The organism is Rhizobium sp. NFR03, assembly GCF_900111275.1.
In the GTDB taxonomy this organism is placed as follows: Bacteria; Pseudomonadota; Alphaproteobacteria; order Rhizobiales; family Rhizobiaceae; genus Ferranicluibacter.
The window spans coordinates 154,323-180,202 of the sequence record NZ_FOGR01000005.1; the positions used below are offsets into that span (position 1 = coordinate 154,323).

Here is a 25,880-nt window from a genome sequence, read left to right on the forward strand (position 1 = left end):
GCGAACGGGTCGCGCGGGTTTTCCGGTGGATCGGGATGCGTGCTATTGCGTCAGACGGACCACGAGGTTGCTGGCCTTGTCGCCGATCGCCTTGAAGGCGGCAACGAGGTCTTCGCTTTTTTCTGCCTGAAAGTAGTAGGTCGGGTCCGTGGCGCAGCCCCGCAAAAGGGTCTGGCCTCGCTGGGGTGCCTTGAACGCGACGGTGAAGACCTTGATTCCATCTGTACGCGCTTTATCGCAATAAAACTTCGTGGCGTCGTCGGATCGTGTCGCCTGACTGGAACCGGTTTTCTTCTGGAAATAGTTGTTCTCGCCATCCGTCATGAAGACGATGTACTTGGTGGGTACCGCGCCGGTCTTCTGCGCGTGCGCCTGCGCCTCGGCGTTTTTCGAAAGGTCCCTGTAGGCCGCTGTAAATGCGTCGCTGGAGTCCGTCCCGCCATCTGCAACAAGCGCGTTGACATAGGTCTCCGTGCTGGCCGTTCCCCAGGCGAGGGCGCCGGCTGCGTCCTGGGCATTGTTGTAGGAGACGGCAGACGTTCTCACATAATCCGCATTCGGATCGGCGGTTTTCAACTGGGTGAGAAGGCTTTTCACGGCCTTTTTCAGCGTTGCAATCTTCGAGACGTAACACGGAACGCTCCACTTGGCATTCGGCCAATAGGATTCCTCGTAGATGTAGCAGCCATTGGTCGCGGTGTCCTTCGTGTCCGTCTTCCAAGCCATGGAGCCGGATCGATCGAGCACAAGCACCATCGACAGGGCGTTCTTCGTTTCCGACACGCCTTCCGATTTGCCGGTCGCCGAGAGAGTGATGTCGTCGTCTCTTACCATGCGCGTCATGGCGTTCAGGCCGACGGGAAGGTTGGATGTGATGCTGATGTCGTAGCCTTTGGCGCCCGTCTGAAGGGTCTTCGGCACGATCGAAATCGAGGTATTGTCGATCAGAAGCTTGTCGGCCGAAGCCTGCTTCGCCTTTTCTTCCGCCGCGCCGGCGGTGCCCTCCGGAAGCGGGGTCGAACTGCTGGTGCGCATGGCCATGACGACGTAGTCACGGGCCGTTTGACGGGCTTCGTCAACGGTCATGTGCTTGTTGGCAAGGCCGGATGCGGCGGCGAGCGCGCCGCTGTCCACAGCTGCCTGCAGACGGTTCTTCTGGAACACGATGTTGGTGGTGTCCATAGCCACGCCGGCACCGAACAGAACGACAGGAAGGGCTACGGCCGCCATTATCGCGATGTTGCCGCCCCGGTCCCCCAGGCAACGCTCGATCATGTCGAAAAATCCCCTCATGCCTCTCTCCTGTACCCAAGATCCGCTCCACGATATTGCCGAAGCTCATCTCGATGCTTCGATAGCAGCAGTCCGTTGGCTGTCGCTTACGAAACAAGGTAAAGTTTTACGAAGGGAGCGCGAATCTAGGTAAAATCCTGTCCCACGCGGCGGACATGTGCCGCGGAACAGGACAGGTCCGTCGGGAAGGAGACTTCAGGGAACAGGGACGACATCGACGGCCTGATCCGTCTTGTGGCTGCCATAGCTCTTGAGCACGCCGATGACGGGGGCGACATCGGAATAGTCGCGGCCATGACCGACGACGATGTGGTCCGTCCCGGCAGGGACGTTGTTGGTGGGGTCGAGCTCCACCCAGCCCAGCATCTTGCCGCACCAGACGCGAACCCAGGCATGCATGGCATCGGCACCTTCCAGCCGCTCCTTGCCGGGCGGCGGCAACGTTCGCAGAAAGCCGCTGACATAGCCGGCGGGAATGCCGAGCGCGCGCAGCGCCACGATCATGATATGCGCGAAGTCCTGACATACGCCCTTTTTCAGCCGGAAGGCCTCAATTGGCGTGCTATCGACGGAGGTCGCCTTCGGGTCGTAGGTGAAATCCTTGTAGATCCGCTCGCACATCACGCCGGCAATCTGCCGGACCGTCATTCCGGGCTTTGCGATCGCGCGGGCATAGGCGGCAATCGTCGGATCTTCGGCAAGTCTCGGGCTCGGCGCGAGGAAATGGTGCGGTGATCCGGGCTCGAGCGACCAGACCGCGCCGATTTCGGCAGGAAAGGCTGCAAGATCCGGCGAGAAATCCGCCGTCGGCATCGCGGCTTCCAGTTGCACCCGCGCCTTCATGTGGATGACCAGCTCGTCATGCAGCTTGCGAAAGAGGATCGACGTCGAGGGGTTCTGAAAGAAATCGACCATGTCGGTGCGCTCTTCGGGCACCGGGGAGCAGGTGACGGTACCCGCCACCAGACGCTGGCGCGCCGGCAGGGACAGCGGCAGCACGCGCACGATATGGCGCCCGCCGGAAACAGGGATCTCGTAGGTATAGGTGATCTTGAGGCTGATATCGTAGAGCATGGATCCGCCGCGTCTCGTGCGTCCCCGACCTTGCCTCTTGGGCGTCGGCGTTCGCCTTGCTTCTATGCCCTGTTTGACGCGCCGGCGCATCAGAAAAGCAGTCGTCTCGTGAAAGCTTGTGAAGAGCCGGAGTGCGCCCGATCAGCCCAGATAGGTCTGGGCGAGGATGTCGGAGAAGCGTTCCATCTCCTTTTCCAGATGCTCGTAGACCTCGCTGGTCATGCCCTCGGGCGTCATGACCGCCAGGCCCGAATGCAGCCGCAAGGCTTCGCGATAGAAGGGGGACATTTGCCCGTTTCGGAAGGCATTCGGCAGTTGCTCGACCTCGGCGCGGATTTCGTTCAGCTGATAGAGGATCGATCGCGGATTGAGAGGGTCGAGCGCCAGCAGGTCCGTGACGGTCAAAGGTGCCGTGTTCACGTTGTACCGGCGCCGGTGGGTCATGACGCTGTCGCCGATTTCCAGGAGCATGTCGAGCGCGCCGTCCGGTGCGTCCCGGCCGGACATGTGGCCGAGCAGGCGGGTCATGTGCATGCCGCGCTCCAGATAGCGGCCGATCGACAGGAAGCGCCAGCCCGTGAAGCGGTACATGTTTTCGTGCACGAGACCGGCAAAGCCCGCAAGCTTGCGCAGAAGAATGGTCATGGCATGGGTCGCGTCGTCGCCGGCCTCCACCGTCGCACGGAACTTGCGCACCGTCTTCGACAGGTCGTTCAGCGCCAGCCAGCCGTCTGCCGAAAAACGGTCGCGGATATTGCTGGCCGAGTAGAGCGCGCTGTCGATATTGGCGACAAGACTGTCGGGCACCGGCTGCGCGCTGTCGATGTCGAGCACCTTCAAATACTCCGAAATGTCCTTCAGCAGCGGCATTTCGCTGTTGGCATTCTCGGCGAAGCGCCCGTGCCACGCGCGCAGGATGCGCAGCGCGCCTTCAGAGCGTTCGATATAGCGGCCGAGCCAGAAGAGATTGTCGGCGGCCCGACTCGGCAGGCTGCCGGGCATCGTGCGGATGAAGGTCTCATCGGAGGTAAGCAGCGTGGTGCGTTCGACCGGGCGGTCGCTGACGATCCAGACGTCGGCGGCCGAGCCGCCGGCCTGCATGGCGATGGCGGCAGCGTCCGCGCCGCTGGAAATCCGGGCGAAGCCGCCGGGCATGACCTGCCAGCCATTCCGTGTGCGGGCGAGATAGACGCGCAGGCTCATCGGTCGCGGCGTCAGCTTGCCATCCACCCAGGCCGGTGTGGTCGAAAGCGTCACGACCTCCTGACCCACCAGCTTCTGTCCGTCATTGGCCAGCCAGTCGCGGATCGAGAGCTTGGCGTTTTCGCGCATCGACGAGCCGAGGACGGATTGGCCATTGTCGTCGAAGAAGGGACGCGTGGAATAGGCGGGCCCGATGACCATCTTCTCGATGTTGCGGGCCACCTGCTCGCGCTCCGGCTTCTGCCCGCACCACCATGTGGCGATGCTCGGCAGCAGCAGCTCCTCGCCGAGCAAATGATGACAGATCGTGGGCATGAAGGCGAGGAAGGCGCGCGTTTCCAGGATTCCGGAGCCCAGCGCGTTGACGATGGAGACGGTGCCGGAGCGCAGCGCCGCCAGCAGGCCGGGGGTGCCGATGTGGGAGCGCTGGTTGAGCTCAAGCGGGTCTGCGAAGGAAGAGTCGAGGCGGCGCCAGAGAATGCCGATCGGCTTCAGGCCCGCGACGGTGCGCACCATCACGCGCCCGTCCACCACGGTCAGGTCCTCGCCCTCCAGCAGCATGAAGCCGAGATAGCGGGCGATATAGGCGTGTTCGAAATAGGTCTCGTTGGCGAGACCCGGCGTCAGCACGGCGATACGGTCTTCGGGCGAGCGCTTGCGCATTTGCAGCGCGTCGCGGAAGGCGACGAAGAAGCGGGCAAGACGGTGCACATGGGTTTCGGCATAAATGTCGGAAAAGGCGCGCGTGGTCGCCACCCTGTTTTCCAGCGCGAAGCCGGCGCCGGAGGGCGCCTCCGTGCGGTCGGCGAGCACCCACCAGTTGCCGTCCGGGCCGCGGCCGATCTCGAACGAGACGAAATGCAGGAAGTTGCCATCTGCCGGCTGAACGCCGACCATGGGACGCAGGAATTCGGTGTTTCCGGCCACCAGAGCCGGCGGCAGGAAGCCTTCGTTGACGAGCGTGTTCGGCCCGTAGATGTCGGCGGCGATCCGTTCCAGAAGCTCGGCCCGCTGGACGAGGCCCCGCGACAGCTCTTCCCATTCGCGCTCGGCGATCAGGACGGGAATGTGCGACAACGGCCAGCTGCGCTCGGAGTTCTCCTTGGTGCCATAGGCACGGTAGAAAACGCCGGCATCGCGGAGATAGCGGTCGGCCCGCGCGAAGCGATTGGCAAGCTCCGCCTCGTCCATGCGGCCGATGGCCGAGACGAGATGCTGCCAGACGGCGCGCACATTGCCCGCGGCATCCATCATCTCGTCGGCGATGCCGGGCAAGGCGCGGTAGTCCGCGACCGGGTTGCCAGCCCGCTTCGGAATTCCAGCGCTCGTCCCGGCCGCTTCCTCCTTGATGGCCTCTGCCGTCGGCTTCTGTGTCATGGCGTCCTACAGTCCCGCTGGCCGACGCAGGTCGAGCGTGAAGGGGAACTCCGGCGACGGTGTTTCCGGTGTCAGTTCATAACCGCCGGCCGTGTGACCCCAAGGCTCGAAGCGCGCGAGGCGCCGTGCCTCGGCCTCGTTACCGTTCACCGGGAACGTATCGTAATTTCGGCCGCCGGGGTGGGCGACGTGATAGATGCAGCCGCCAACGGAGCGACGCGACCAGGTGTCGTACACGTCGAAGGTGAGCGGCGTATTCACCGGCAGGACCGGATGCAGCCCGGCTGCCGGCTGCCATGCCTTGTAGCGCACCCCGGCAACCGACACGCCGTTGACGCCTGTCGGGTTGAGCGGCACGGGACGGCCATTGCAGGCCACCGTGTAACGGCCGGGATTGGCGGTCTCGAACCGGACCTGCAAACGCTCAACGGAACTATCGACATAGCGCACGGTGCCGCCGATCGCGCCCTGCTCGCCCATGACGTTCCACGGCTCCAGTGCCTGCCGCAGTTCGAGCTTTGCCCCTTCGTAAGTGACCTCGCCGCAGAAGGGGAAGCGGAACTCAAGCTGCGCCTCGAACCATTCGGGGCGGAAGTCGAGTCCGTTGGCCCGCAGGTCTGCGAGAACGTCAAGGAAGTCGGCCCAGACATGGTGCGGCAGCATGAAGCGGTCGTGCAGGGTCGTGCCCCAGCGCACCAGCCTGCCATCGGCCGGGTTCTGCCAGAAGCGCGCGATGAGCGCGCGGACCAGGAGCTGCTGCGCTAGCGACATGCGCGCATTCGGCGGCATTTCAAAGCCGCGAAACTCGACGAGACCAAGCCGGCCGGTCGGGCCGTCCGGGGAGAACAGCTTGTCGATGCAGATTTCCGAGCGGTGCGTGTTGCCGGTGACGTCCGTCAGCAGGTTGCGGAAAAGGCGGTCGGTCAGCCAGGGAAGCGGAGGGGTGCCCTGTCCGGGCAGCGGCACCTGCGCCATCGCCGTTTCCAGCTCGTAGAGGCTGTCGTGACGCGCCTCATCGATGCGCGGCGCCTGGCTGGTCGGGCCGATGAACATGCCGGAGAACAGGTAGGAGAGAGACGGATGCCGCTGCCAGTGCAGCACAAGGCTTTTCAACAGATCGGGACGGCGCAGGAAGGGGCTGTCGTTCGGGTTGCGCCCGCCGACCACCACATGGTTGCCGCCGCCGGTGCCGGTGTGCCGGCCGTCGATCATGAACTTGTCGGCACCGAGGCGCGACTGGCGCGCTTCCTCGTAGATGACCGAGGTGATGTCGACGCATTCCTGCCAGTTTGCCGCCGGGTGCACGTTGACCTCGATGACGCCGGGATCGGGCGCGACGCGCATGACGTTCACGCGCTCGTCATGCGGCGGTGCGTAGCCTTCGATGTGAACGGCAAGGCCGAGGTCGCTGGCTGCGGTTTCCGCCGCAGCGATCAGGTCGAGATAATCCTCGATCCGCTCCACCGGCGGCATGAAAATGCAGAGGCGGCCGTTCTGGGGCTCGACCGTCATGGCGGTGCGGACGGCGCCGCCGATTTCGGCAAGCACCTGCTCGTTGCGGTCCTGCTGGGCTTCGGCTGCCTGGAAGGATGCCTCCGCCATTGCGCGATCCGGCTTCGGCTCGGTCTTTTTCTGGCCGGGCTTCTGATCTGGTGTTTGGGCGGTACGGCTCGGGCCGACCGGAAAGTCCGGCAAGGCCGCACGCGGGATCGAGGGGTCGGCTTCGTGGATATAGGGGAACTGCGACGGCGGGATGTAGGGCAGGGCGCCGAGCGGTATGCGGTAGCCGACAGGGCTGTCGCCGGGCACGAGGAAAATCTTGCCGCGACGCGTGCGCCAGCGTTCGCTCATCCACCGGCGCCCGGCCGGTTGTCCGCCCGTAGCCTGGGCATTCCATGCCTGCACCGGCAGAACGAAGCCGGTGGGAACCGTCAGGCCGCGCTCGAAGACGCGGGCGATACGGTTGCGCTCCTCGGCATCCTTCAGCTTGGAATTGGACGGATCGACATTCTCCGGCAGGCTGCCTTCCTTGATGATCCATTCGGCCGGATCCTCATAGGCCGGCAGAACCATGTCCGGCTCGATGCCGAGCGCCACCGCGATACCGGTCAGAAGCTTTTCAGCCTCTTCCGGCCCAGCCTTGGTATCCACATCCTCGCGGGCGACGAGATCGGGATTGCGCCAGATCGGCACGCCGTCCCGACGCCAGTAGAGCGAGAATGTCCAGCGCGGCAGGCTTTCGCCGGGATACCATTTGCCCTGTCCGTAATGCAGGAAGCCGCCGGGTGCGAAGCGCTCGCGCAGGCGCCGGATCAGGTCGTCGGCCTTCTCGCGCTTCGTCGGCCCCACGGCGTCCGTGTTCCATTCGCCGGATTCGAAGTCGTCGATCGATACGAAGGTCGGCTCGCCGCCCATGGTCAGGCGGACATCGTTGGCGGTGAGGGCGGCATCGACCTCGTGGCCAAGCGTGTTCAGCGCATCCCAACTCTCGTCGGAAAACGGCTTTGTGATGCGGGGATGCTCGGCGACGCGGTCCACCCGCATCTCGAAGGCGAATTCGGTCTTCGTGTCCGGGTCGCCGGCAAATCCGCCGGAGATCGGCGCGGCATTGCGGTAATGCGGCGTGGCCGAGAGGGGGATGTGGCTTTCGCCCGTCAGAAGCCCGGAGGTCGGATCGAGCCCGACCCAGCCGGCGCCGGGAAGATAGACTTCGCACCAGGCGTGCAGGTCGGTGAAATCGACCTCGGTGCCCGAGGGACCGTCGAGCGCCTTTAGGTCCGGGGCGAGCTGGATAAGGTAGCCGGATACAAAGCGGGCGGCGAGGCCGAGATGGCGCAGGATCTGCACGAGAAGCCAGCTGGAGTCGCGACAGGAGCCGAGCGCCTTCGTCAGGGTTTCCTCCGGCGTCTGAACGCCGGGCTCCATGCGGATGACGTAGTTGACGGCCTGTTGAAGGCGCATGTTGATGCCGACGACGAAATCCACCGTGTTCATCGGCGTCCGGTCGAGACCATCGAGATAGGCCTGCAGGGCCGGGCCGGCGGGCTCGGGCTGGCTATAGATCTTGAGGTCTTCGCGAATGTCCTCGGGATAGTCGAAGGGCCAGGTTTCGGCGCTCTCTTCCACGAAGAAGTCGAACGGATTGTAGACCGTCATGTCGGCGACGAGATCGACCTCGATCTTGAACTCGGTCACCGGGTCGGGAAAGACGTAGCGCGCGAGATAGCTGCCATAGGGGTCCTGCTGCAGCGTCACGAAATGATTGGCGGGCGTCACTTTCAGGGAGTGGCTCAGCACCTTCGTCTTCGAATGCGGGGCCGGCTTGAGCCGGATTACCTGCGGGCCAAGGCGGACCGGCCGGTCATAGGTATAATGCGTCAGATGGTAGATGCTGGCTTTGATCGACATGCGGTCCCCTCGATGACGGATGGTGGCCATCACGGAGGGACTGTGTGCAATGCAACGAAATAAAGCAAGGCTGAAAAATCGGCAGGTCGGCTATGTGCTTGTCATCGCAAAGAGGCATGCCCCCTCCGTCGAGGCGGGGCTGTCCGTCAATTGTAAGCTGCGAATTTTATAACGGATCTGCCGGCAAAGCGGGCGAACATGATGTCCCCCGAGAGGGAGCCGGGCCTGCGGGTGAGCGGCAGGCCCGGCTGTGCCGGTTATTCCGGCAGGATGCGCACAGCACCGCGGTCGGCGGATGTAGCGAAGGCCGCATAGGCCTTCAGTGCCGTCGTGACCTTGCGCTTGCGCTGCTCGGTCGGCTTCCAGCCATTGGCATCCTGCTCGGTGCGGCGCAGCGCCAGTTCGTCCTCCGACACGCGCAGCGAGATCGTGCGGTTGGGGATATCGATGTCGATCATGTCGCCTTCGCGCACGAGGCCGATCATGCCGCCATTCGCCGCTTCCGGCGAGACGTGGCCGATGGAGAGGCCGGAGGTGCCGCCCGAGAAGCGGCCGTCCGTGATGAGCGCGCAGGCTTTGCCGAGGCCCTTCGACTTCAGGTAGCTGGTGGGATAGAGCATTTCCTGCATGCCGGGGCCGCCCTTGGGGCCTTCGTAGCGGATGACGACGACGTCGCCAGCGACGACCTGGTTGGACAGGATCGCCTTGACGGAGGCGTCCTGGCTTTCGAAAACGCGGGCCGGGCCGGAGAATTTCAGGATCGACTCATCAACGCCAGCCGTCTTGACGATGCAGCCGTCGAGCGCGATGTTGCCTTTCAGCACGGCAAGGCCGCCATCCTTGGAGAAGGGGTGCTGCGCATCGCGGATGACGCCCTTTTCGCGGTCGAAATCGAGCTCTTTCCAGCGGGCGCTCTGGCTGAAGGCGACCTGAGTCGGCACGCCGCCGGGCGCTGCCGAGAAGAGTTCGAGCGCGGCCGGATTGTCGGTAACGGCAATATCCCACTGCGACAGCGCGTCGCCCAGCGTCTTTGCATGGACCGTCGGCAGATCGGCATTGATGAGACCGGCGCGGTTGAGTTCGCCGAGGATGGCCATGATGCCGCCGGCGCGGTGCACGTCTTCCATGTGCACGTCGGCCTTGGCCGGCGCCACCTTGGAGAGGCAGGGCACCTTGCGCGACAGGCGGTCGATATCGTCGAGATTGAAGTCGATCTCGCCTTCATGGGCGGCCGCAAGAATGTGCAGGACGGTGTTGGTCGAGCCCCCCATGGCGATGTCGAGCGCCATGGCGTTTTCGAAGGCGCCCTTGGAGGCGATCGTGCGTGGCAGGGCGGTTTCGTCGTCCTGTTCGTAGTAGCGCTTCGTCAGGCCGACGATGGTGCGGCCGGCTTCCAGAAACAGCTTTTCGCGATCCGAATGCGTAGCGAGCGTCGAGCCGTTGCCGGGCAGGGAGAGGCCGAGGGCTTCCGTCAGACAGTTCATCGAGTTGGCGGTGAACATGCCGGAGCAGGAGCCGCAGGTCGGGCAGGCGGAGCGCTCGATGGTCTGCACGTCCGCATCCGACATCGTGTCGTCGGCCGCAGCCACCATGGCATCCACGAGGTCGAGCGCATGGATCTTGCCGTCGGACAAGAGAACCTTGCCGGCTTCCATCGGGCCTCCGGACACGAAGATCGTAGGGATGTTGAGGCGCAGCGAGGCCATCAGCATGCCGGGCGTGATCTTGTCGCAGTTGGAGATGCAGACCATGGCATCGGCGCAGTGGGCATTGACCATATATTCAACGCTGTCGGCGATGATCTCGCGCGAAGGCAGCGAATAGAGCATGCCGTCATGGCCCATGGCGATGCCGTCATCGACCGCAATGGTGTTGAATTCCTTGGCGACGCCGCCGGATGCCTCGATCTCGCGGGCGACCAGCTGGCCAAGGTCCTTCAGGTGCACGTGGCCGGGCACGAACTGGGTGAAGGAGTTGACGACGGCGATGATCGGCTTGCCGAAGTCGCCGTCCTTCATGCCGGTGGCGCGCCACAGGCCGCGGGCGCCGGCCATGTTGCGGCCGTGGGTGGTGGTTCTGGAGCGATAAGCTGGCATGGCGTTTCCTCGAGGCTTTCGTGAGGCTCGGGCGGGGCTGTACGCGACGTCCGACGACAGTTTCGGGGGTTCCTAGCGCAAAACCACCGTCGCGTCACGGTCTACATAGGGCAAAGCCGTTCGGTGCGATCAGGTTTTTGATCAACGGTTTCTTCGCAGCTGCGAAAGAGTTTGTTCGTGCGGCACATGGGACGGGAACCAACAGGCGGGCCTGCCTGTTGATGCTGCGCCCAAGCGATGGTTCATCTTATCGCCTCGGGTTCCCGCGCAATGTCGTCCGCTCCTCTCCAGAAGGCAGGTCCTCCACGATGTCAGTCCCGATCGCCACCTATCGGCTCCAGTTCCGCAACGGCATGACCTTCGACAGGGCTATCACGCTGATCGATTACTGGAAGGCGCTCGGTATCAGTCATCTCTATGCCTCTCCGATCTTTGCAGCGACGGAAGGGTCTACGCATGGCTACGACGTTACCGATGCCAACGCGTTCGACCCGGCGCTCGGCGGACGTGAGGGCTTCGACAGGCTTTCGGCGGCCCTGAAGGCGGCCGGTATCGGCCTGATCCTCGATATCGTGCCGAACCATATGGCCGCGTCGCTCGAGAACCGTTGGTGGCGGAGCGTGGTCGAGTGGGGCGAGCAGAGCCCCTATGCGCATTACTACGACATCGACTGGTCCCGTCCGCTGACGATTGCCGAACTCGGCAAGAGTTTTGACGAGGCGCTGGATGAGGCTGAAATCGAGATTCGCCTGGATGAGACCGCCGGCAATCTGGCGCTCGGCTATTACGAGAGCAACATCCCACTCCATCCGTCGAGCTATAGCGCGGTGCTGGATGGCGCGCCGGGCACACTCGGCGCAAAGGTCGTTGCCCTTGCGTCGTCCGCGTCCGCGCAGGATGATGAAGCCTTCCATCACACGATGCTGACGCTGATCGAAGACAGTTCGGAGCAGGACCGAAAGGCGCTGACGGCCTTCCTTGGCGGTCTCCCGGTCGAGCGGGTCAAGGCTGCGCATGAGGCGCAGGCTTTCCGGCTCGTGCACTGGAAGACGGCGGCGAGCGATCTCAGCTATCGCCGGTTCTTCGAGGTGGCAGGGCTTGCCGGTCTCCGTGTCGAGGCGCCTGACGTCTTCGATGCGGCACACCGCCTCGTTCTGGAACTCGTCAAGGATGGCACCGTCGATGGACTGCGTATCGACCACGTCGATGGCCTTGCCGATCCCGAAGGCTATCTGAAGACATTGCGCGATGCCGTCGGTCCCGACGTCTACCTCGTGGTCGAGAAGATCATCGAGGAGGACGAGCGCGTTCCCGCAAGCTGGCCCATTGCGGGCACGACGGGCTACGAGTTCATCGCGGCCCTTGCGCATCTGTTCGTGGATTCATCGAAGGCGGAAGCGCTGGATAATGCTTATGCCGCCTTCGCCGGGGGCAAGGATTATGCGGCCATCCTGACGGACGCCAAACAGCTGATGCTGGATCGCAATTTCGAAGGCGAGATCAAGCGGCTGGTGGCACTGGCCGGTTCTTCCGTGCGTGAAGCGCACGACGCTGGAGCTCTGGAGACAGCACTGAAAGTGTTGATCACGGCGTTCCCGGTATACAGGACCTATGGAACGCGCGATGCGCTGGGCGAAGACGATCGCAAGATCCTCCATGGTGCGGCGGAAGCGGCGTCGAAGACGGTATCCGGCGACAGCCGTGCGGCGCTCGATGCTATTGTTGCCGTGCTGTCGGGCCCCGCAGAGGGGGATGCCTTCGAGTTTCGCAGCAGGTTCCAGCAGGTGACGGGGCCGATCATGGCAAAGGCGATGGAGGATACGGCCTTCTATCGTTACCATCGTCTTCTTGCGCTCAATGAAGTGGGCGGAAACCCGGCGGAAGAAGAGATGTCGATCGCGCATTTCCATTCCGCGATGCAGCGCCGTGCCGTCGAACAGCCGCATGCCATCACCACCACCTCGACCCACGATACCAAACGCGGCGAGGACGCACGCGCCCGGCTCTATGCCATCAGCGAAGCACCCGGTGTCTGGGCGGACGCCGTCGCCCGTTGGCACGATATGAATGCCGGTCTGATCAAGCCGCTCGCCGATGGCCCGGCGCCGGAGCCGGCGGTCGAATGGGCGCTTTATCAGGCTCTCGCCGGTGCGTGGGAAGAGACGTCTTCGACGCCGGACACCGCTTCGCTCGAAGCTTTCAAGGAGCGTTTCTCCGCCTATGTCGAAAAGATGTTGCGCGAAGCGAAGGAGCGCAGCGACTGGTCCGAGGTGAACGAAGACTACGAGGGTGCCGTACAGGCCTTCGCTGCCGGACTTCTTTCGCCGGATAACAAGCGGTTCATGGATGATTTTCTCAAGACGGTGCAGCCGTTTGCCCGTGCCGGCCTCGTCAACGGTCTCACCCAGACGCTGGTCAAGATGACGGCGCCGGGTGTGCCGGATGTGTATCAGGGATCGGAGCGTGCCGATTTTAGTCTTGTCGATCCCGACAATCGCCGGATGCCGGATTATGCGGCAATGGCGGAGCTTCTGGAGAAAGCGGAAGGCTTCCCATTCGACGCTGCGGCGCGCGATTCAGGTCAGGCGAAGATCGCCCTCACCGCCCGGTTGATCGCGGCCCGGTGTGCGTCGCAGGCCCTGTTTAAGGACGGAGACTACCACGCGCTCGACGTTTCCGGAGAGGGATCGGGGAGCGTCGTTGCCTATGCACGTCGCTCCGGCAATGCGGCCGCCATCGTCGTTGCACCCTGCAAGGTGCTGGCGCTGATGGAAAAGGGCGATCTTGAGCATGCCTTCGATATGATCGAGATATCCCTGCCGGAAGATCTTGCCGCCCGTTCCTACCGCAATGTTCTCCAGGGCGGTACAGTGGATGTCGGGGAGACGCTGAGCCTGAAAGAGATCGCGGGCGCACCCTACATCCTTCTGATCACGGAATAGTTGTTCCCTTCGATCAACCCGTCTGGAACTTTCTGGCATTCGTGGCGTTTGGTAGCGCCACGAAGTTTGGCCATGCGAGTCGGTCGGGGGAATTTGCACGTGTATCAAGTCGGCCAGGAGAATGACGGCGATCATCTCGGCGAGGGTTCTTCAGGCAGCGGTGAGGTCGGTATTATCCGGATCGGCGAAAACGCCTGGCGTCGCGAGATGGCCGACAAGATCGCCTTCATGATCGACGGCAAGGCCTATTTCCAGACGCTGGATCAGGCGTTGCGCGGCGCTTCCCGCCGCATCTGGATCATCGGGTGGGATTTCAGCCCGGACATTCGCCTGACGCCCGAAAACCCGGAGAGCCCGACGCTCGGGAACCTGCTTCTCTCTCTGGTCGAGACCAAGCCCGAGCTTGAGGTGCACATTCTCGTCTGGGCGATGGGGCCGATCTACTCCGGCAAATCGTTGAAGCTTTTTCGCAAGAAGGGCTGGGCGAGCCATCCGCGTATCCACCTGAATTTCGACACGCATCATCCGCTGCGCGGTTCGCATCACCAGAAGATCGTCTGCATCGACGACACGACCGGCTTCATCGGCGGCATCGACCTGACCGCTCGTCGCTGGGATGATAGCGACCATAGGCCGGGCAATCCCTTGCGCGTGACACCCGATGGTGAGCCTTATGAGCCCGTTCACGACATGCAGGCCGCCGTTTCCGGGCGTGCGGCGCGCATGCTCGGGGACGTCTGCCGCGAGCGCTGGCTGTCGGCCATGGACGAGACGATCCCGCCCGTGGAAGGGGCGGAAACGGCATGGCCCGGAGATCTCGTAGCCGCGCTGACCGACTGCCCTGTCGCGATTGCCCGCACCACGCCGGCCACAATCGGCAACGAGGGCATTCACGAATCCATCCATATGCTGACGGATGCGCTGAAGTCGGCACAGCGGGTCGTCTATATCGAGGCCCAGTATCTCGCCGCCTTCGGTATTGCCGACATCCTCATCGAGCGGCTGTCGCGGCCCGATGGCCCCGAAGTGCTGATCGTCGTCACGCGCATCTCGCACGGCTTCATCGAGAAGGTGATGATGGGCACGAACCGCGACCGCCTGATCCGCCGGCTGAAGCGAAACGATCCGCATGACCGGCTGCGTGTGATGTATGCGGTCGTACCCTGTGACGACGAGGACGGACAGCAGGAGGTGTTGGTGCATTCCAAGCTCGTCATCATCGACGACCGCTTTCTGCGCCTGGGGTCCTCGAACCTGAACAATCGCTCCGAAGGCATGGACACGGAAGCCGACATGGCGATCGAGGCCGTGAACGAGGAGCAGCGCGCCGCCATTGCCGATGTCCGTTATCGCCTGCTTGCCGAACATCTCGGCTCGACGCCGGACGCGGTGCAGGAGGCGATCCTCCGGCTGAACTCTCTGCATGACGGTGTGGAGTCGCTGAATACGGGTCGCCGTGGTCTGCGCCACTTCGATATCGATCTCGCCGAGGGTGAGGAAGATCCGTTGCCCGGAACCGATATCGTCGATCCCGCCGGGCCGATCCATCCGATCGATACCTTACGCCGACGCGCCGGCGCCATCGCCAGCCGGATTTTAGGCCGCGCCTCTTAACACCCTTGTTGCAAGGCACTGACAAAAGCACGGCACCGCGGATGTATGATCCGTCGTGCCGTGCTTTTTGCATTCCTACTCTGTCGTGACGGCCTCAGGCTGGCGATCCCGCGTGCCGGCCATGCGGCTCCTCGCTCGTGCTTTTCGCGGCACTGGTGGATTTGTCCTTCATCACGATCTCGCTGATCAAGAGGGTCGGCAAGCCCAGGGCGAGCGGAATGAAATAATAGATGACCCGGAAGGCAATGACCGCGGCGACCGACTCTGCGCCAGGCAATATATGTGCGACCGTCGCTTCGAGAACGCCGATGCCGCCGGGGACGTGGCTGATGATCGCGGCGACGTTGGCGATGATCGAGACGGAGGCGACCTTGAGATAGCCGGCCTCGGCAAAAGCGGACAGCATCTGGTGAAGGCTTGCGGCCACGAAGGCGAAGTTCAGTGTGCCCACGACGATCTGGGCCGCAGCGATCGGCAGCTTCGGCAAGTCGAAACTCCAGCTCTTGATCGTTAGGGGCTTTCGCACGAAGGCCGAGAGAACGAGGTAGATGACGGGTGCGATCAGGGAGGCGATGCCGATGGCAAAGACGGCGCTACGGCTGAGCCCGGTCATGTCGGCGGCATCCTGGGGGCGCAGTAGCAGGCTGGCCCCGCCAAGGGTCATGAGCCCCAGCGCAACGGTAACGCCGCAAAACAGCACGATCTTCGCCACATCCTCGGCCGTCAGGCCCCAACGCGCATAATATCGATAGCGGACGGCGCCGCTGCTGAGTGCGGCAACGCCGACATTGTGGCCAATCGACAGGCTGACGAAGGAGGCAAGCGCCGTCTTGTGGAAGGGCAGGCGCTTGCCCGTATAGCGCACGCCGAGTGCATCGAAGCAGGAAAGACACACATAGGAGGCGGCAGCGAAGGCAAGGCCCAGAAGCAGATGCGAGACGGGAATGGCCCGCAGCGCAGTCAGGATCTCGTCCAGCGTGTACTGCCGCAACGTCTGGAAGAGCAGGTAGAGGGCGAACACGACAGCCGCGACGGCGACGACGCGGAAGACAAGACGAAGGCTCATTCTATGATCGCTCTCTCGAAATATGGCTGATGAAGCAGTATGTGAGACGTTCGGCTCGCCTCGCACACCGCAACGCAGCACGCATTCGCGACTGCATTGTCGCATGGAACGAATTGGGGGGCGTCCGGGTTCCCTCGCCATGCCAGATCACGATTTGCTGCCTTCGCTCGACCGTTCTGACTTAACGTTGCCTCGCACCGCCAGCGTCCTCTCCATCCTCACCTACAATGTTCACAGCTGTATTGGCACGGACAGGCGCATGGACCCGGAGCGCATTGCAGAGGTCATCGCGGCAGCGAGCCCCGACGTCATCGCGTTGCAGGAGCTCGATGTCGGCCGCGCCCGTACCGGCGGCATTGATCAGGCGGCACGGATCGCCGATCTGCTCAGGATGACATCGCATTTTCATCCCGCTTTGCATGTGCGCGAGGAGCAGTATGGCGACGCCATTCTGACGGCGCTGCCATCGCGCCTGATCAAGGCGGGGCCCATCCCGTCCGTCGGCGAAACGCGCGGCGCGCTCTGGGTGGAGGTCATGGTGGATGGGCGGCCGGTCCAGATCTTCAATACGCATTTCGGCCTGAGGCGCGGGGAAAGACGTCTGCAGGCGGAAACGCTCCTTGGAGAGGCGTGGATCGGAAGCGATGCCTGCCGGGACCAGCCCGTCATCCTGACAGGGGATTTCAACGCCATTCCGTCCTCGGTTGCCTATGGCCTTCTGAAGCGCCGGCTTCCGCCTGTTCGCGTGGGAGACGGGCGAGGCAGCGCCGGAAGGCGGAGTGCGAGGATGGCGCCGACGTTCCCGTCGCGTTTTCCGCTCCTTCGCCTCGACCACATCTTCGTCTCCCATGGCATCGAGACAATCGCGGCAGGACCTGTGCGCACGCCGCTCTCGCGTGTTGCTTCCGATCATCTGCCTTTGCTGGCCAGCCTCTCGATCGAGGGATCCCAAAGTTTCGGAACATCGCCGGGCCCGAGCCGTTAGTCTCTCGAACGCAAAGGAAAGGATGAGATCATGCCAAACCGTGACCCGCTTCCGACGCCCGAAACCGATACGCCTCGGGGGCCGACCTCTACACCGGGTGTTCCAGACCGTGGTCAGGATTCATCGCCTGTCCCACCTGTGATCGCGCCGGGCGACACGAAGAACCCGAATGATCCGGCGCTTCTGCCGATCGGCGACCCCGCAGGGATGGCCTGATCGTTGAGGCGCAATGACTGAAAACGGCCGCTACATGATTGTAGCGGCCGTTTCCTTGTGGGCTATTCCATCAAAGACTGCCTTCACCTTTAAAATAGCCCGGATACTGCACGAATTCAGGATCCGGCTTCCCAGGCGGGGGTGAAGCCGATGCACCCTCTTCATCCTTGTCCTCCAGAAATCCATGCGTGCGCATCCATTCGCGAACGATGCGCCGGATGGCTTCGTCACGCGAGATGTTCTGCTGCCGGGAGTGGGCGGCAAGCGCTGTCTCGAGATCGTCGGGGAGGGTCGTCATGCGGCAAGCCTCGCAGTTTTGAGGGTCGATGCCGGACAACGTGCGCGTGTCCCAATCGTTCCCTTTCAGCAAAAGGCCGAACTATTGAAACGCCGGTGTCAATGATCATCGGCGTGCAGACCACGAGCGCAGTGGAAGGGGTATCCACTGCGCTGCGCATCTTTGTCATCCCCCGGTGATAATCCAGTTCCGGTTACGGTGTCACCGTCAGCCTGGCCTGCATCCCGGCTTCATAGTGGCCCTTGATGTTGCAGAACACCAGATACGTTCCGGCCTTGAGGCGGGTCTTCAGCTGCCCGTCGGCACCCGGCTTCAGGTCCTCCACTTCGCCAAGGCTCTTCAGCTTGCTTTCATCGACCCGGTTCTTGGCCACGTTCAGCGGTATCTTCTGGTCAGGCGACTTCAGCCGCACGACGATCATTTCGTGCTCCTCGCCAACGGCGGCATTGTGAACGCTGAATGTGGCGGCACCGGCCTTGACTGTGGCGGGCTCCAGGCTCAACCCCATGGTCCCGCCGCCTTCGCCGGTTTCCACGACCTTGATCGTGCTGGCAGCAAAAGCCGTGGTGGCGAGAAGCGCGCATCCGGCGGCCGTGAAAATGGAGAGCGCCGTTTTAGACAGGGAGATCATGGGATAATCCTTTTGCAGAGGCTTACACGGCACGGAACACATCCGTATCCCGCTCCGCGAGCGTTGATCTTCACCGACATATCCTGTCGATCACCCGTCGGCTCCAATGAGGCATCCGTTTCATATTCGGGGGAACAGCTTTCTCGCCCATGCTCGGGAGACCGCTCAGGTCATTGAAAATCTGCCGCAACGATCAATGTCTTCTCCCGAAGAGCAGACCAACGGGACGCGGGCCGGTGTCACCTGGCCTCGCCAGTAATGGCCGCAAAGTGATCGAGGGGAAAAATGACAAACAAGTTCGAATTTCTCGCCCGGTGGGGCTACGCAGCGCGCGGCGTCGTCTACATAACGCTCGGCCTGATTGCCCTTCTCGGCTCGTCTGCGGGTGAAGAGGCGAGCACACATGGTGCGCTCTCCAACCTTCTCGGACAGCCTTTCGGTCGCTTCCTGCTGGGAACGGTCGCGATCGGGCTTGTCGGGCATGTCCTGTGGCGGTTGGCGCAAGCGCTTCTCAATGCCGACAATCAGGAAAACAACCTGAAGGGCTATCTGGCCCGTGGGGGTAACCTTGCAAGCGGTATCATCAACGGCGTGCTGGCGCTTGCGGCGGCGCGATTGGTCATAGCATCCGGCGGGTCTTCGGATGGGGGAGGCAGCCCGGCTGCCTGGCTGATGCAGCAGCCGTTCGGCCGCTTCCTCGTCGGCGTGTTGGGCCTGGTCATCATCGCTGCAGGCGCCGTCCAGGCATGGCGCGGCATATCGGGAAAATACCGGGAGCGCCTTCAGCTGCCGTCCGGCAAAAGCGACCTCCTCGGCGGCGTTTCCGTCTTCGGTCTCGTCGCGCGCGGTGTCGTGCTGTCGATCACCGGCGGGTTCTTCGTGTTTGCGGCTGTGGTCGTGGACTCAGCACAGGCAGGCAGTGTGCCGGAGGCGCTGGACTGGGTGCGCAATCTTCCCTCGGGAACCTATCTCTACGCTCTCGCCGCTGCCGGTCTGGTCGCTTTCGGTCTCTACAGCTTCATCGAAGCCCGCTACCGCCGGATCGACGCACCGGAGCAGGCCGATGTAAAGCGCGGCATGGCGAAGGCCGCATCGGCTGTCGACAGACTTTCATAGCGCTGTTTTTGATCCGCCAGGCGCTGATTCTGCGTTGTCATTGTTATGACAGCGCAAAGAACACGGAACTTGCGAAACAAAAAAAGCCCTGTCGAAACAGGGCTTTTGAATAGGATGGTGGGCGTGACAGGGATTGAACCTGTGACCCCTACGATGTCAACGTAGTGCTCTCCCGCTGAGCTACACGCCCATCCGTGCCGCGCATAGACCACAAACCTTTTAGAGCGTCAACTGGCATCATGATGCTTTTTTGACAAAAGAGGCGGGCCGGCGCGGGGGCTTGTGCCGGCGCCTTGTCAGGCGGCGAGCATCTTGTTCACTTCATCAACGAGATCGCGCAGGTGGAAGGGCTTGGAGAGGACTTTTGCATCCTTCGGGGCCTTGCTGTCGGGGTTCAGCGCCACGGCAGCGAAGCCGGTGATGAACATGACCTTGAGGTCCGGATCAAGTTCGGTCGCGCGGCGCGCGAGCTCGATCCCGTCCATTTCCGGCATGACAATGTCGGTGAGGAGAAGCGAGAAAGGCTCTTCCCGAAGCCGGTCGTAGGCACTGGCGCCGTTATCGAAGGAAAGGACCTTGTAACCGGCTTTTTCCAGCGCCTTCACCAGGAAACGGCGCATGTCGTTGTCGTCTTCTGCGAGGAGAATTTTGGGACTCATGGATTTCCAGCCGTTGCTGTCTAGGTCTTAATGTCATGACGGGAAGGTGCGGTCGCTTCATGAAACCGCGATGGGGTAAATATCCCGTGAAGACCGGCCGTCAAGGCCGGGCGACACGCGAGCCCGCAACCCTCGTGAAGGGCGACTATGGACACAGTTGCGTCCAACTGGCAACATGAACGAAGCGGCAAGATGACGACATGGTAAAAAGGATCGCGATGGAGGAGACGGTTCGGGAGCACGACCTGTTTTGCGTTCGCGAGCCGGACCATCAGAGAATTCCCTTTGTTTTCAATTCTCCGCATAGCGGCAGGCTCTATAGCGAGGCGTTTCTCGCGCAGTCGCGGCTTGATGCGCGCGCCATCCGCCGCTCAGAGGATCATTATGTGGACGAGCTTTTCGGCTGCGCTGTCGCGCTCGGTGCGCCGATGCTGGTCGCGCATTTCCCCCGTGCTTTTCTCGACGTCAATCGCGAACCTTACGAGCTCGATCCCCGCATGTTCGACGGCGCGTTGCCGCCGCATGCCAATATCGGTTCCATGCGGGTCGCCGGCGGTCTCGGCACCGTGCCGCGCCTGGTGGCTGAGAATATGGAGATCTATCGCACCCGTATGCCGGTGGAGGATGCGCTGGAGCGGATCGAGACGATCTACAAGCCCTATCATGCCACGCTCCGTCGGCTGATCGCGCGCACACATGTTCTGTTCGGGCGAGCGATCCTGATCGATTGCCATTCGATGCCGGGCAATGTCCGCGTTGCGGGTAGCGGCATGCGGCCGGATATCATCATTGGCGACCGTTACGGCACCAGCGCCTCGGCCGATCTTTCCCGCATGGCCGTGACGCTGCTGGAGGATCTCGGCTTCACGGTGACGCGCAACAAGCCCTATGCCGGCGGGTTCATCACGGAGCATTACGGACGCCCGACGCGCGGCTTGCACGCGCTGCAGATCGAGATCAATCGCGGGCTCTATGTGGATGAGACGACGCTCGTCAAAAAGCCGGAATTCGACTGGCTGGCGCATATCCTCGGAACGTTCTTCGCGGAATTTGCGGCTCATGTGGAAAGCTCCACCGAGAGCCTGCCGCTCGCCGCGGAATAGATATCCCTGACATTCCGGCGAGGTATCGCCAGCGTTGGCGACCGGTCAAAAAAAACCGCGCTTGTCGCGCGGCTAAGTCTAGGGAGGAAACACCCAAGGAGGGTATTTACAGCCACGAGTGACTGTAGGATGAGTTTGATATTGCGACGCACAATTGTCAAGGCCGTGTGCTGCCACATGACGAATCGGTGACAGGTCTAAGCTGCGGCTTTCACGAGATAATTTCTACTATCGCCTATTAATGATGCGGAAATCTGGTGCTGGCGACGAAATGTGCATACGGCTTGTGCGGATGGTGGGAAAACTGCTGAAATCTTGTTCTGCATTTTCTTTTCAAAAATTTCGTCTAAGCATTCTCAAATCCACTTCGGGGCCGATCTTCAGGCCCACTCCCCAGGAGAATGCCATGCTGCCGGACCGCTCGTTCTTCGACCGCCTTGCGGACGCCGCCAAGGCGGAGACGCTGCCGCGGTTTCGCATGGGCATCGGTGTTGCCAACAAGCTTGCCAATGCGCCTGAAAGCGGGTTCGATCCGGTGACGGAAGGCGACCAGGCGGCGGAGCGAGCGATCCGGGCCCTGATCGAGGAGACGTTTCCAGACCACGGCATTCTCGGCGAGGAATATGGCACTGTGGGCGCGGATCGCGATTACGTCTGGGTCATCGATCCGATCGACGGCACGCGCGCCTTTATCTCCGGCCTACCGGTCTGGGGCACGTTGATCGGGCTCTACCACAAGGGCCGGGCCGTGATGGGCCTGATGGACCAGCCTTTCACCGGCGAGCGCTACTTCGCTGCGAACGGCGTTACGCACTACAGGGGTCCGGAGGGTGAGCGGATGCTGGCAACACGGGACTGCGGATCGCTGTCGGAAGCGATCATGTTCACGACCTCGCCGGCGCTCTACCACGGCGACATCAAGACGAAGTTCGAGGCGGTGCAGGACAAGGTGCGTCTCGCCCGCTACGGCTGCGATTGCTATGCCTTTGCGCTTCTGGCGGCCGGGCATATCGATCTTGTCATCGAAGCCGGCCTGAAGCCTTACGATGTCGGCGGTCTCATTCCATTGATCGAGCAGGCTGGCGGTATCGTAACGGACTGGAACGGCGGTCGCGCCGAAATGGGCGGCGAGGTGATTGCTGCCGGAAGCGCGGCGCTCCATGCCGAGGCTTTGGCGATCCTCAGGGGTTAACGCCGAGCGATGCTCAGAGCACGAGCATGTCGTTGCCGCTCAGGCTCTCCGTGACGTCAGGCCCCGTGCTGCCGGGAATGAAGGCATCGAGCGCCGCCATCGCCTGCGCGCGGTAGCGATCGTCCTCTTGAAAGACCTCATGGCGAGCGCCGTCGATGGGGATGAGCGTGGCGGCGCGGAAGTTGCGCGCCAGCGCCTCGATGGCGGCATAGGGCACCAGACGGTCGCGGGTAGGGGCGAGCAGCAGCGTCGGCACGGTGATGCGGGTCAAGTGCTCGCGGCGCGTGACGCGGCGGATGGCGCGGAAGGTTTCGTGCAGCCAGCGCGCGCTCGGGGCTCCCAGCGCCAGTTCTGGATGAGCCTGTGTGATCGCGGCGTTGCGGGCGTAGCGCACAGGGTCCGAGGAAACGAGGTTCTGCGGAAAGAGCATGGGCTGCTCTTTCGAGAGGGCCAAGGCACCAAGGCCGAACAGGCTGAAGGCGGCCGAGAGCAGGCCGATCTTGCCATGGCTCATGCGCTGGTTGCCGAGGGCTACGAACGGCGCGTTCAGCACCATGCGGTCGATCCGCGTTGCCAGCCGCGGCGCCTGTGCCAGCGCCACCAGCGCACCCATGGAGTGGGCGACAAGGAAGAACGGCAGGCGCGTATCCGGCAGCACGATCTTTTCAAGGAAGATCGACAGGTCCTCCTCATAGTCCGAAAAGCGCCGCACATGACCCCGGCGCAGCTGCTTCAGCAGGCGCTCCGATCCGGCCTGGCCCCGCCAGTCGAAGGTTGCGACCCAGAGACCGCGGGCGAGCAGATCGCCGATCATCTCGAAGTATTTTTCAATGGATTCGTTGCGACCGTGGAGGAGGACCACGGTGCCCTTGGCGGCGACGTCGCCGCTGCGGAAAACGGCATAGCGCAGCCGTCGTCCACCGGCGCCGGTAAAGAAGCCGACGGTGTGGCGACGCAGATCGGCGGCGGCAGGCGGTATGGGATTGTCAGGCGTCGGGAAAAGACGAGGTTTCAAAAGTGTGGAATCTTCCGCGCAGGGGACATCTCCGGACCTCGTCGTTGGCGACGCGACAACGCTCTCAGAGTTGCCTGTGTCATGGTTTTCCGGAGCGGAGTGTGTCTGCATCTGAAGTTCCGATCGGCCGTCTCGACGTCATGCGGCAGTGCCGTAAAGTGCCATTCTAGACCCGCAGCCTTTCGGGCGGGTGAACGGCTGAGGGCGCGGCCGCACCGGATGGAATATTACGAGGACGGCGTCTCGTCAAAGGAATGCCGTGAACGGCACCCGACCAAAAAAGGGGCCGGAGCGGCGGGGAACCGCTTCCGGCCCGGAAGGGCGAAACAGGGGCGCAACGGGAATGCAACCTTTCAGGGACGATCCGGCTGCTGTCTTGCTCCTGTCTCGATGAACCCGTTTTAGCGGAGGTCAGGTGAACCGAAACGGAACCGGCCGTTCATCCTGCGTTTATATCGATGCCCGTACTCGGGCATGGTCACGCAGTCTCACTAAATCAAGGATTTGGCTTGCCATCGAGGACGTCAAAAAATTTTCGACGCCTCGCGAATATGTCGTTCGAAGGCCTCTTGACGGTCGAAATCGCCATTCCCATCTCATGGTCACGGGCGCCGAAGAGGGCCCGGCCACCGGCCTTTTCATCGCCGCTTACGGGATGACGGGCCAGACATCGCAACACGTTGCTCGAATAGTGAGGACACCATGCGTCACGTTGATTTTTCTCCCCTCTACCGCTCCACCGTCGGCTTCGACCGGCTGTTCACCATGCTCGACAGCCTCGGCCAGCCCGACCAGTCGCAGAGCTATCCGCCTTACAATATCGAGCGGACCGGTGAGAACACCTACCGGATCACCATGGCGGTTGCCGGTTTCGACGAAAGCGAACTTTCGATCGAAGCACGGGAACACACGCTGACGGTCAAGGGCGAGAAGAGCGAGGAGCAGACGGCTGAAAACCAGTTCCTGTATCGCGGCATTGCCAAGCGCGCCTTCGAGCGCCGCTTCCAGCTGGCCGAATATGTGGAAATCCGCTCCGCTTCCCTGAAGAACGGCCTGCTGCATATCGATCTCCTGCGTGAGATCCCGGAAGCAGCCAAGCCGCGCCGCATCGAAATCTCCGCTGCGCAGAGCGCACCGAAGCAGATCGAGGCGAACCAGGTCGAAGCCAGCGTCAACTGATCGACGGCCGATCTCCTGATGCCAAGAGACGGCGTCCCGAAAGGGGCGCCGTTTTTCGTTTGTGGTTTCAAGCGCTGCGGCAGCCTTCGAGGAAGGCATCGACATCGGCCGGTTCGGTGGCGAAGCTGGTCACCAGACGATACAGGCCTTCATCCGCACCCAGCGTGCCAGCCAGTGCATGCGGCACGGGCCAGTCGTAGAAGAGCGCGCCCTTCTCTTTCAGAGCGTCTGCATTCGCCGTCTTCAGGATCACGAAAAGCTCGTTGGCATTCGAGGGCCAGGCAAGGCGGGCGCTGTTGCTGTCGGCGATGCCGTCGGCGAGCCGCTTGGCCATCGCATTGGCGTGGCGCGCAAGGTCGAGCCAGAGGTTCTTGTCCAGATAGGCTTCGAGCTGGGCCGAGACGAAGCGGGTCTTGGAGAAGAGCTGGGCCGAGCGCTTGCGCAGATACGGCATGTCGCCGGTTTTCTTCGGGTCGAAGAGAATAAGAGCTTCGGCGCACCAGCACCCGTTCTTGGTGCCGCCGAAGGAGAGAATGTCGACGCCGCGCTTCCAGGTCATCTCGGCCGGGGTCGCATCCAGCGCGACCAGCGCATTGGCAAAGCGCGCGCCGTCCATGTGCAACGGCAGGTTATAGCTCTGTGCGATCTGCGAAATCGCTGAGATCTCGTCGAGCGTGTAGACCGTGCCGGCTTCCGTCGCTTGCGTCAGCGTCACCGCCATCGGTTGGCCCGCGTGAACGAAACCGGGCGGAAAGCGCTTGATCTCGGCTTCCAGCCGCTCGGGGTCCATCTTGCCGAAGGCGCCATCGACCGGCGCCATGCGCGCGCCGAGCGAGAAGAATTCCGGCGCGCCGCACTCATCGGAATTCACATGCGCCTCGCGGTGGCAAAATACATGACCGCCGGGGCGTGTGACGCTGGCAAAGGCCAGCGAGTTGGCCGCCGTGCCGGTGCCGACGAAGAAGACAGCGACTTCCCGCTCGAAGACCTCGGCCAGCATCGCCTCGACCCTGCGGTCGAGCGGGCTCGTGCCATAGGCAGGGGCAAAGCCCGGAGCTGCCTTTACCAGGCTTTCCGCAATGAGAGGATGGGCGCCGGCCCAGTTGTCGGAGGAAAAGATCATGGGGGCTTCCGATGGTCGAGAGAAGAGGGCGGATCGCGCCGCGCGAGAGCGCGACGAACCATACTGGCGACCATAATCAGAGGGCGTCGGCAATCCAATCCTGACATGATACGATCAGAACAATTGCAGACCAGTTTGAAACCAAAGGAAAGGTGCTGGCAATTATACGCAATATTCTTTCGTCAACGCCGGAGAAGGAGACATTTTCGGATTGATGACACTGAATATTTCTGCCGTCTCCCTTGCAGTCCCTGGCACTTTCTGGCATAGAGCCTGTGAAATAGGACAGG

General features: G+C 62.6%; 19 protein-coding genes and 1 tRNA gene. 8 read left to right on the forward strand and 12 right to left on the reverse strand.

The genetic code is table 11. The features are described from left to right. Positions 1-42: 42 nt before the first annotated feature. The 5 genes from BSG19_RS17055 to ilvD form a co-directional block, all read right to left on the reverse strand. Positions 43-1,293 carry a vWA domain-containing protein gene (locus tag BSG19_RS17055; protein WP_244529297.1) on the reverse strand — a complete coding sequence of 417 codons (1,251 nt, stop codon included), beginning with the start codon at positions 1,291-1,293 and terminating at the stop codon, positions 43-45. 195 nt (positions 1,294-1,488) lie between these two features. Next, on the reverse strand, positions 1,489-2,367 hold the full coding sequence (locus BSG19_RS17060) for a transglutaminase family protein (protein WP_092989243.1): 879 nt from the start codon (positions 2,365-2,367) through the stop codon (positions 1,489-1,491). Positions 2,368-2,508: 141 nt separating this feature from the next. Continuing rightward, the gene (locus BSG19_RS17065) at positions 2,509-4,947 is read right to left on the reverse strand and encodes a circularly permuted type 2 ATP-grasp protein (RefSeq protein ID WP_092989244.1); all 2,439 of its coding nucleotides are present in this window, start codon (positions 4,945-4,947) and stop codon (positions 2,509-2,511) included. 6 nt (positions 4,948-4,953) lie between these two features. After that, complete coding sequence (locus BSG19_RS17070; protein WP_092989245.1) at positions 4,954-8,355, reverse strand: transglutaminase family protein; 3,402 nt, start codon at positions 8,353-8,355, stop codon at positions 4,954-4,956. Between the two features lie 257 nt (positions 8,356-8,612). Then, the gene (ilvD, locus tag BSG19_RS17075; protein ID WP_092989246.1) at positions 8,613-10,451 is read right to left on the reverse strand and encodes a dihydroxy-acid dehydratase; all 1,839 of its coding nucleotides are present in this window, start codon (positions 10,449-10,451) and stop codon (positions 8,613-8,615) included. A 308-nt stretch (positions 10,452-10,759) separates the two neighbouring features. Between ilvD and treY the strand changes: the two genes are divergently transcribed. Further along, positions 10,760-13,393, forward strand: coding sequence for a malto-oligosyltrehalose synthase (gene treY, locus BSG19_RS17080; RefSeq protein WP_092989247.1), 2,634 nt, complete (start codon positions 10,760-10,762; stop codon positions 13,391-13,393). Between the two features lie 99 nt (positions 13,394-13,492). After that, positions 13,493-15,007 carry a phospholipase D-like domain-containing protein gene (locus BSG19_RS17085; protein ID WP_244529298.1) on the forward strand — a complete coding sequence of 505 codons (1,515 nt, stop codon included), beginning with the start codon at positions 13,493-13,495 and terminating at the stop codon, positions 15,005-15,007. A 94-nt stretch (positions 15,008-15,101) separates the two neighbouring features. Here BSG19_RS17085 and BSG19_RS17090 read toward each other — a convergent pair whose 3' ends face one another. Continuing rightward, positions 15,102-16,073 (reverse strand): lysylphosphatidylglycerol synthase domain-containing protein, encoded by a 972-nt coding sequence (locus tag BSG19_RS17090; RefSeq protein ID WP_092989249.1) that lies wholly within the window; start codon positions 16,071-16,073, stop codon positions 15,102-15,104. A gap of 187 nt (positions 16,074-16,260) precedes the next feature. Here BSG19_RS17090 and BSG19_RS17095 point away from each other — a divergent pair, with 187 nt between their 5' ends. Together BSG19_RS17095 and BSG19_RS17100 are read left to right on the forward strand one after the other, a co-directional pair. Then, entirely contained in the window at positions 16,261-17,058 is a 798-nt protein-coding gene (locus tag BSG19_RS17095; protein ID WP_280142417.1) for an endonuclease/exonuclease/phosphatase family protein, read from the forward strand. A 30-nt stretch (positions 17,059-17,088) separates the two neighbouring features. Then, the gene (locus BSG19_RS17100) at positions 17,089-17,274 is read left to right on the forward strand and encodes a hypothetical protein (protein ID WP_092989251.1); all 186 of its coding nucleotides are present in this window, start codon (positions 17,089-17,091) and stop codon (positions 17,272-17,274) included. Between the two features lie 70 nt (positions 17,275-17,344). On the opposite strand, the gene BSG19_RS26265 is transcribed toward BSG19_RS17100, so the two are convergent. Both BSG19_RS26265 and BSG19_RS17110 read right to left on the reverse strand, forming a co-directional pair. Continuing rightward, on the reverse strand, positions 17,345-17,572 hold the full coding sequence (locus BSG19_RS26265; protein ID WP_092989252.1) for a ribbon-helix-helix domain-containing protein: 228 nt from the start codon (positions 17,570-17,572) through the stop codon (positions 17,345-17,347). Between the two features lie 193 nt (positions 17,573-17,765). Continuing rightward, a complete protein-coding gene (locus tag BSG19_RS17110; protein ID WP_092989253.1) occupies positions 17,766-18,203 on the reverse strand; it encodes a plastocyanin/azurin family copper-binding protein in 438 nt (145 codons plus the stop codon). Positions 18,204-18,488: 285 nt separating this feature from the next. Between BSG19_RS17110 and BSG19_RS17115 the strand changes: the two genes are divergently transcribed. Continuing rightward, the gene (locus BSG19_RS17115; RefSeq protein ID WP_092989254.1) at positions 18,489-19,319 is read left to right on the forward strand and encodes a DUF1206 domain-containing protein; all 831 of its coding nucleotides are present in this window, start codon (positions 18,489-18,491) and stop codon (positions 19,317-19,319) included. A 115-nt stretch (positions 19,320-19,434) separates the two neighbouring features. Here the strand turns inward: BSG19_RS17115 and BSG19_RS17120 are convergent. Both BSG19_RS17120 and cpdR1 read right to left on the reverse strand, forming a co-directional pair. Continuing rightward, positions 19,435-19,509: transfer RNA gene (locus tag BSG19_RS17120), tRNA-Val, on the reverse strand. A 106-nt stretch (positions 19,510-19,615) separates the two neighbouring features. Then, the gene (gene cpdR1, locus BSG19_RS17125; RefSeq protein WP_018327941.1) at positions 19,616-19,978 is read right to left on the reverse strand and encodes a response regulator CpdR1; all 363 of its coding nucleotides are present in this window, start codon (positions 19,976-19,978) and stop codon (positions 19,616-19,618) included. Between the two features lie 218 nt (positions 19,979-20,196). On the opposite strand from cpdR1, the gene BSG19_RS17130 reads away from it, so the two are divergent. Continuing rightward, the gene (locus BSG19_RS17130; RefSeq protein ID WP_092989255.1) at positions 20,197-21,081 is read left to right on the forward strand and encodes an N-formylglutamate amidohydrolase; all 885 of its coding nucleotides are present in this window, start codon (positions 20,197-20,199) and stop codon (positions 21,079-21,081) included. A 406-nt stretch (positions 21,082-21,487) separates the two neighbouring features. Next, entirely contained in the window at positions 21,488-22,273 is a 786-nt protein-coding gene (gene hisN, locus BSG19_RS17135) for a histidinol-phosphatase (RefSeq protein WP_092989256.1), read from the forward strand. Positions 22,274-22,286: 13 nt separating this feature from the next. Here hisN and BSG19_RS17140 read toward each other — a convergent pair whose 3' ends face one another. Then, entirely contained in the window at positions 22,287-23,252 is a 966-nt protein-coding gene (locus tag BSG19_RS17140; RefSeq protein ID WP_244529311.1) for an alpha/beta fold hydrolase, read from the reverse strand. A gap of 738 nt (positions 23,253-23,990) precedes the next feature. On the opposite strand from BSG19_RS17140, the gene BSG19_RS17145 reads away from it, so the two are divergent. Next, positions 23,991-24,467, forward strand: coding sequence for an Hsp20 family protein (locus BSG19_RS17145; RefSeq protein WP_092989258.1), 477 nt, complete (start codon positions 23,991-23,993; stop codon positions 24,465-24,467). A gap of 67 nt (positions 24,468-24,534) precedes the next feature. On the opposite strand, the gene BSG19_RS17150 is transcribed toward BSG19_RS17145, so the two are convergent. Then, positions 24,535-25,590: a threonine aldolase family protein gene (locus BSG19_RS17150; RefSeq protein ID WP_092989259.1), complete on the reverse strand. Its 1,056-nt coding sequence runs from the start codon at positions 25,588-25,590 to the stop codon at positions 24,535-24,537. Positions 25,591-25,880 lie beyond the last annotated feature (290 nt).

Coding starts and splice junctions, on each gene's coding strand:
- BSG19_RS17055 (WP_244529297.1), bottom strand. CDS start 1,293: ATGAGGGGATTTTTCGACATGATCGAGCGTTGCCTGGGGGACCGGGGC.
- BSG19_RS17090 (WP_092989249.1), bottom strand. CDS start 16,073: ATGAGCCTTCGTCTTGTCTTCCGCGTCGTCGCCGTCGCGGCTGTCGTG.
- cpdR1 (WP_018327941.1), bottom strand. CDS start 19,978: ATGAGTCCCAAAATTCTCCTCGCAGAAGACGACAACGACATGCGCCGT.
- BSG19_RS17150 (WP_092989259.1), bottom strand. CDS start 25,590: ATGATCTTTTCCTCCGACAACTGGGCCGGCGCCCATCCTCTCATTGCG.
- BSG19_RS17130 (WP_092989255.1), top strand. CDS start 20,197: ATGGAGGAGACGGTTCGGGAGCACGACCTGTTTTGCGTTCGCGAGCCG.
- treY (WP_092989247.1), top strand. CDS start 10,760: ATGTCAGTCCCGATCGCCACCTATCGGCTCCAGTTCCGCAACGGCATG.
- BSG19_RS17070 (WP_092989245.1), bottom strand. CDS start 8,355: ATGTCGATCAAAGCCAGCATCTACCATCTGACGCATTATACCTATGAC.
- hisN (WP_092989256.1), top strand. CDS start 21,488: ATGCTGCCGGACCGCTCGTTCTTCGACCGCCTTGCGGACGCCGCCAAG.
- BSG19_RS17060 (WP_092989243.1), bottom strand. CDS start 2,367: ATGCTCTACGATATCAGCCTCAAGATCACCTATACCTACGAGATCCCT.
- BSG19_RS17100 (WP_092989251.1), top strand. CDS start 17,089: ATGCCAAACCGTGACCCGCTTCCGACGCCCGAAACCGATACGCCTCGG.
- BSG19_RS17065 (WP_092989244.1), bottom strand. CDS start 4,947: ATGACACAGAAGCCGACGGCAGAGGCCATCAAGGAGGAAGCGGCCGGG.
- ilvD (WP_092989246.1), bottom strand. CDS start 10,451: ATGCCAGCTTATCGCTCCAGAACCACCACCCACGGCCGCAACATGGCC.
- BSG19_RS17145 (WP_092989258.1), top strand. CDS start 23,991: ATGCGTCACGTTGATTTTTCTCCCCTCTACCGCTCCACCGTCGGCTTC.
- BSG19_RS17110 (WP_092989253.1), bottom strand. CDS start 18,203: ATGATCTCCCTGTCTAAAACGGCGCTCTCCATTTTCACGGCCGCCGGA.
- BSG19_RS26265 (WP_092989252.1), bottom strand. CDS start 17,572: ATGACGACCCTCCCCGACGATCTCGAGACAGCGCTTGCCGCCCACTCC.
- BSG19_RS17115 (WP_092989254.1), top strand. CDS start 18,489: ATGACAAACAAGTTCGAATTTCTCGCCCGGTGGGGCTACGCAGCGCGC.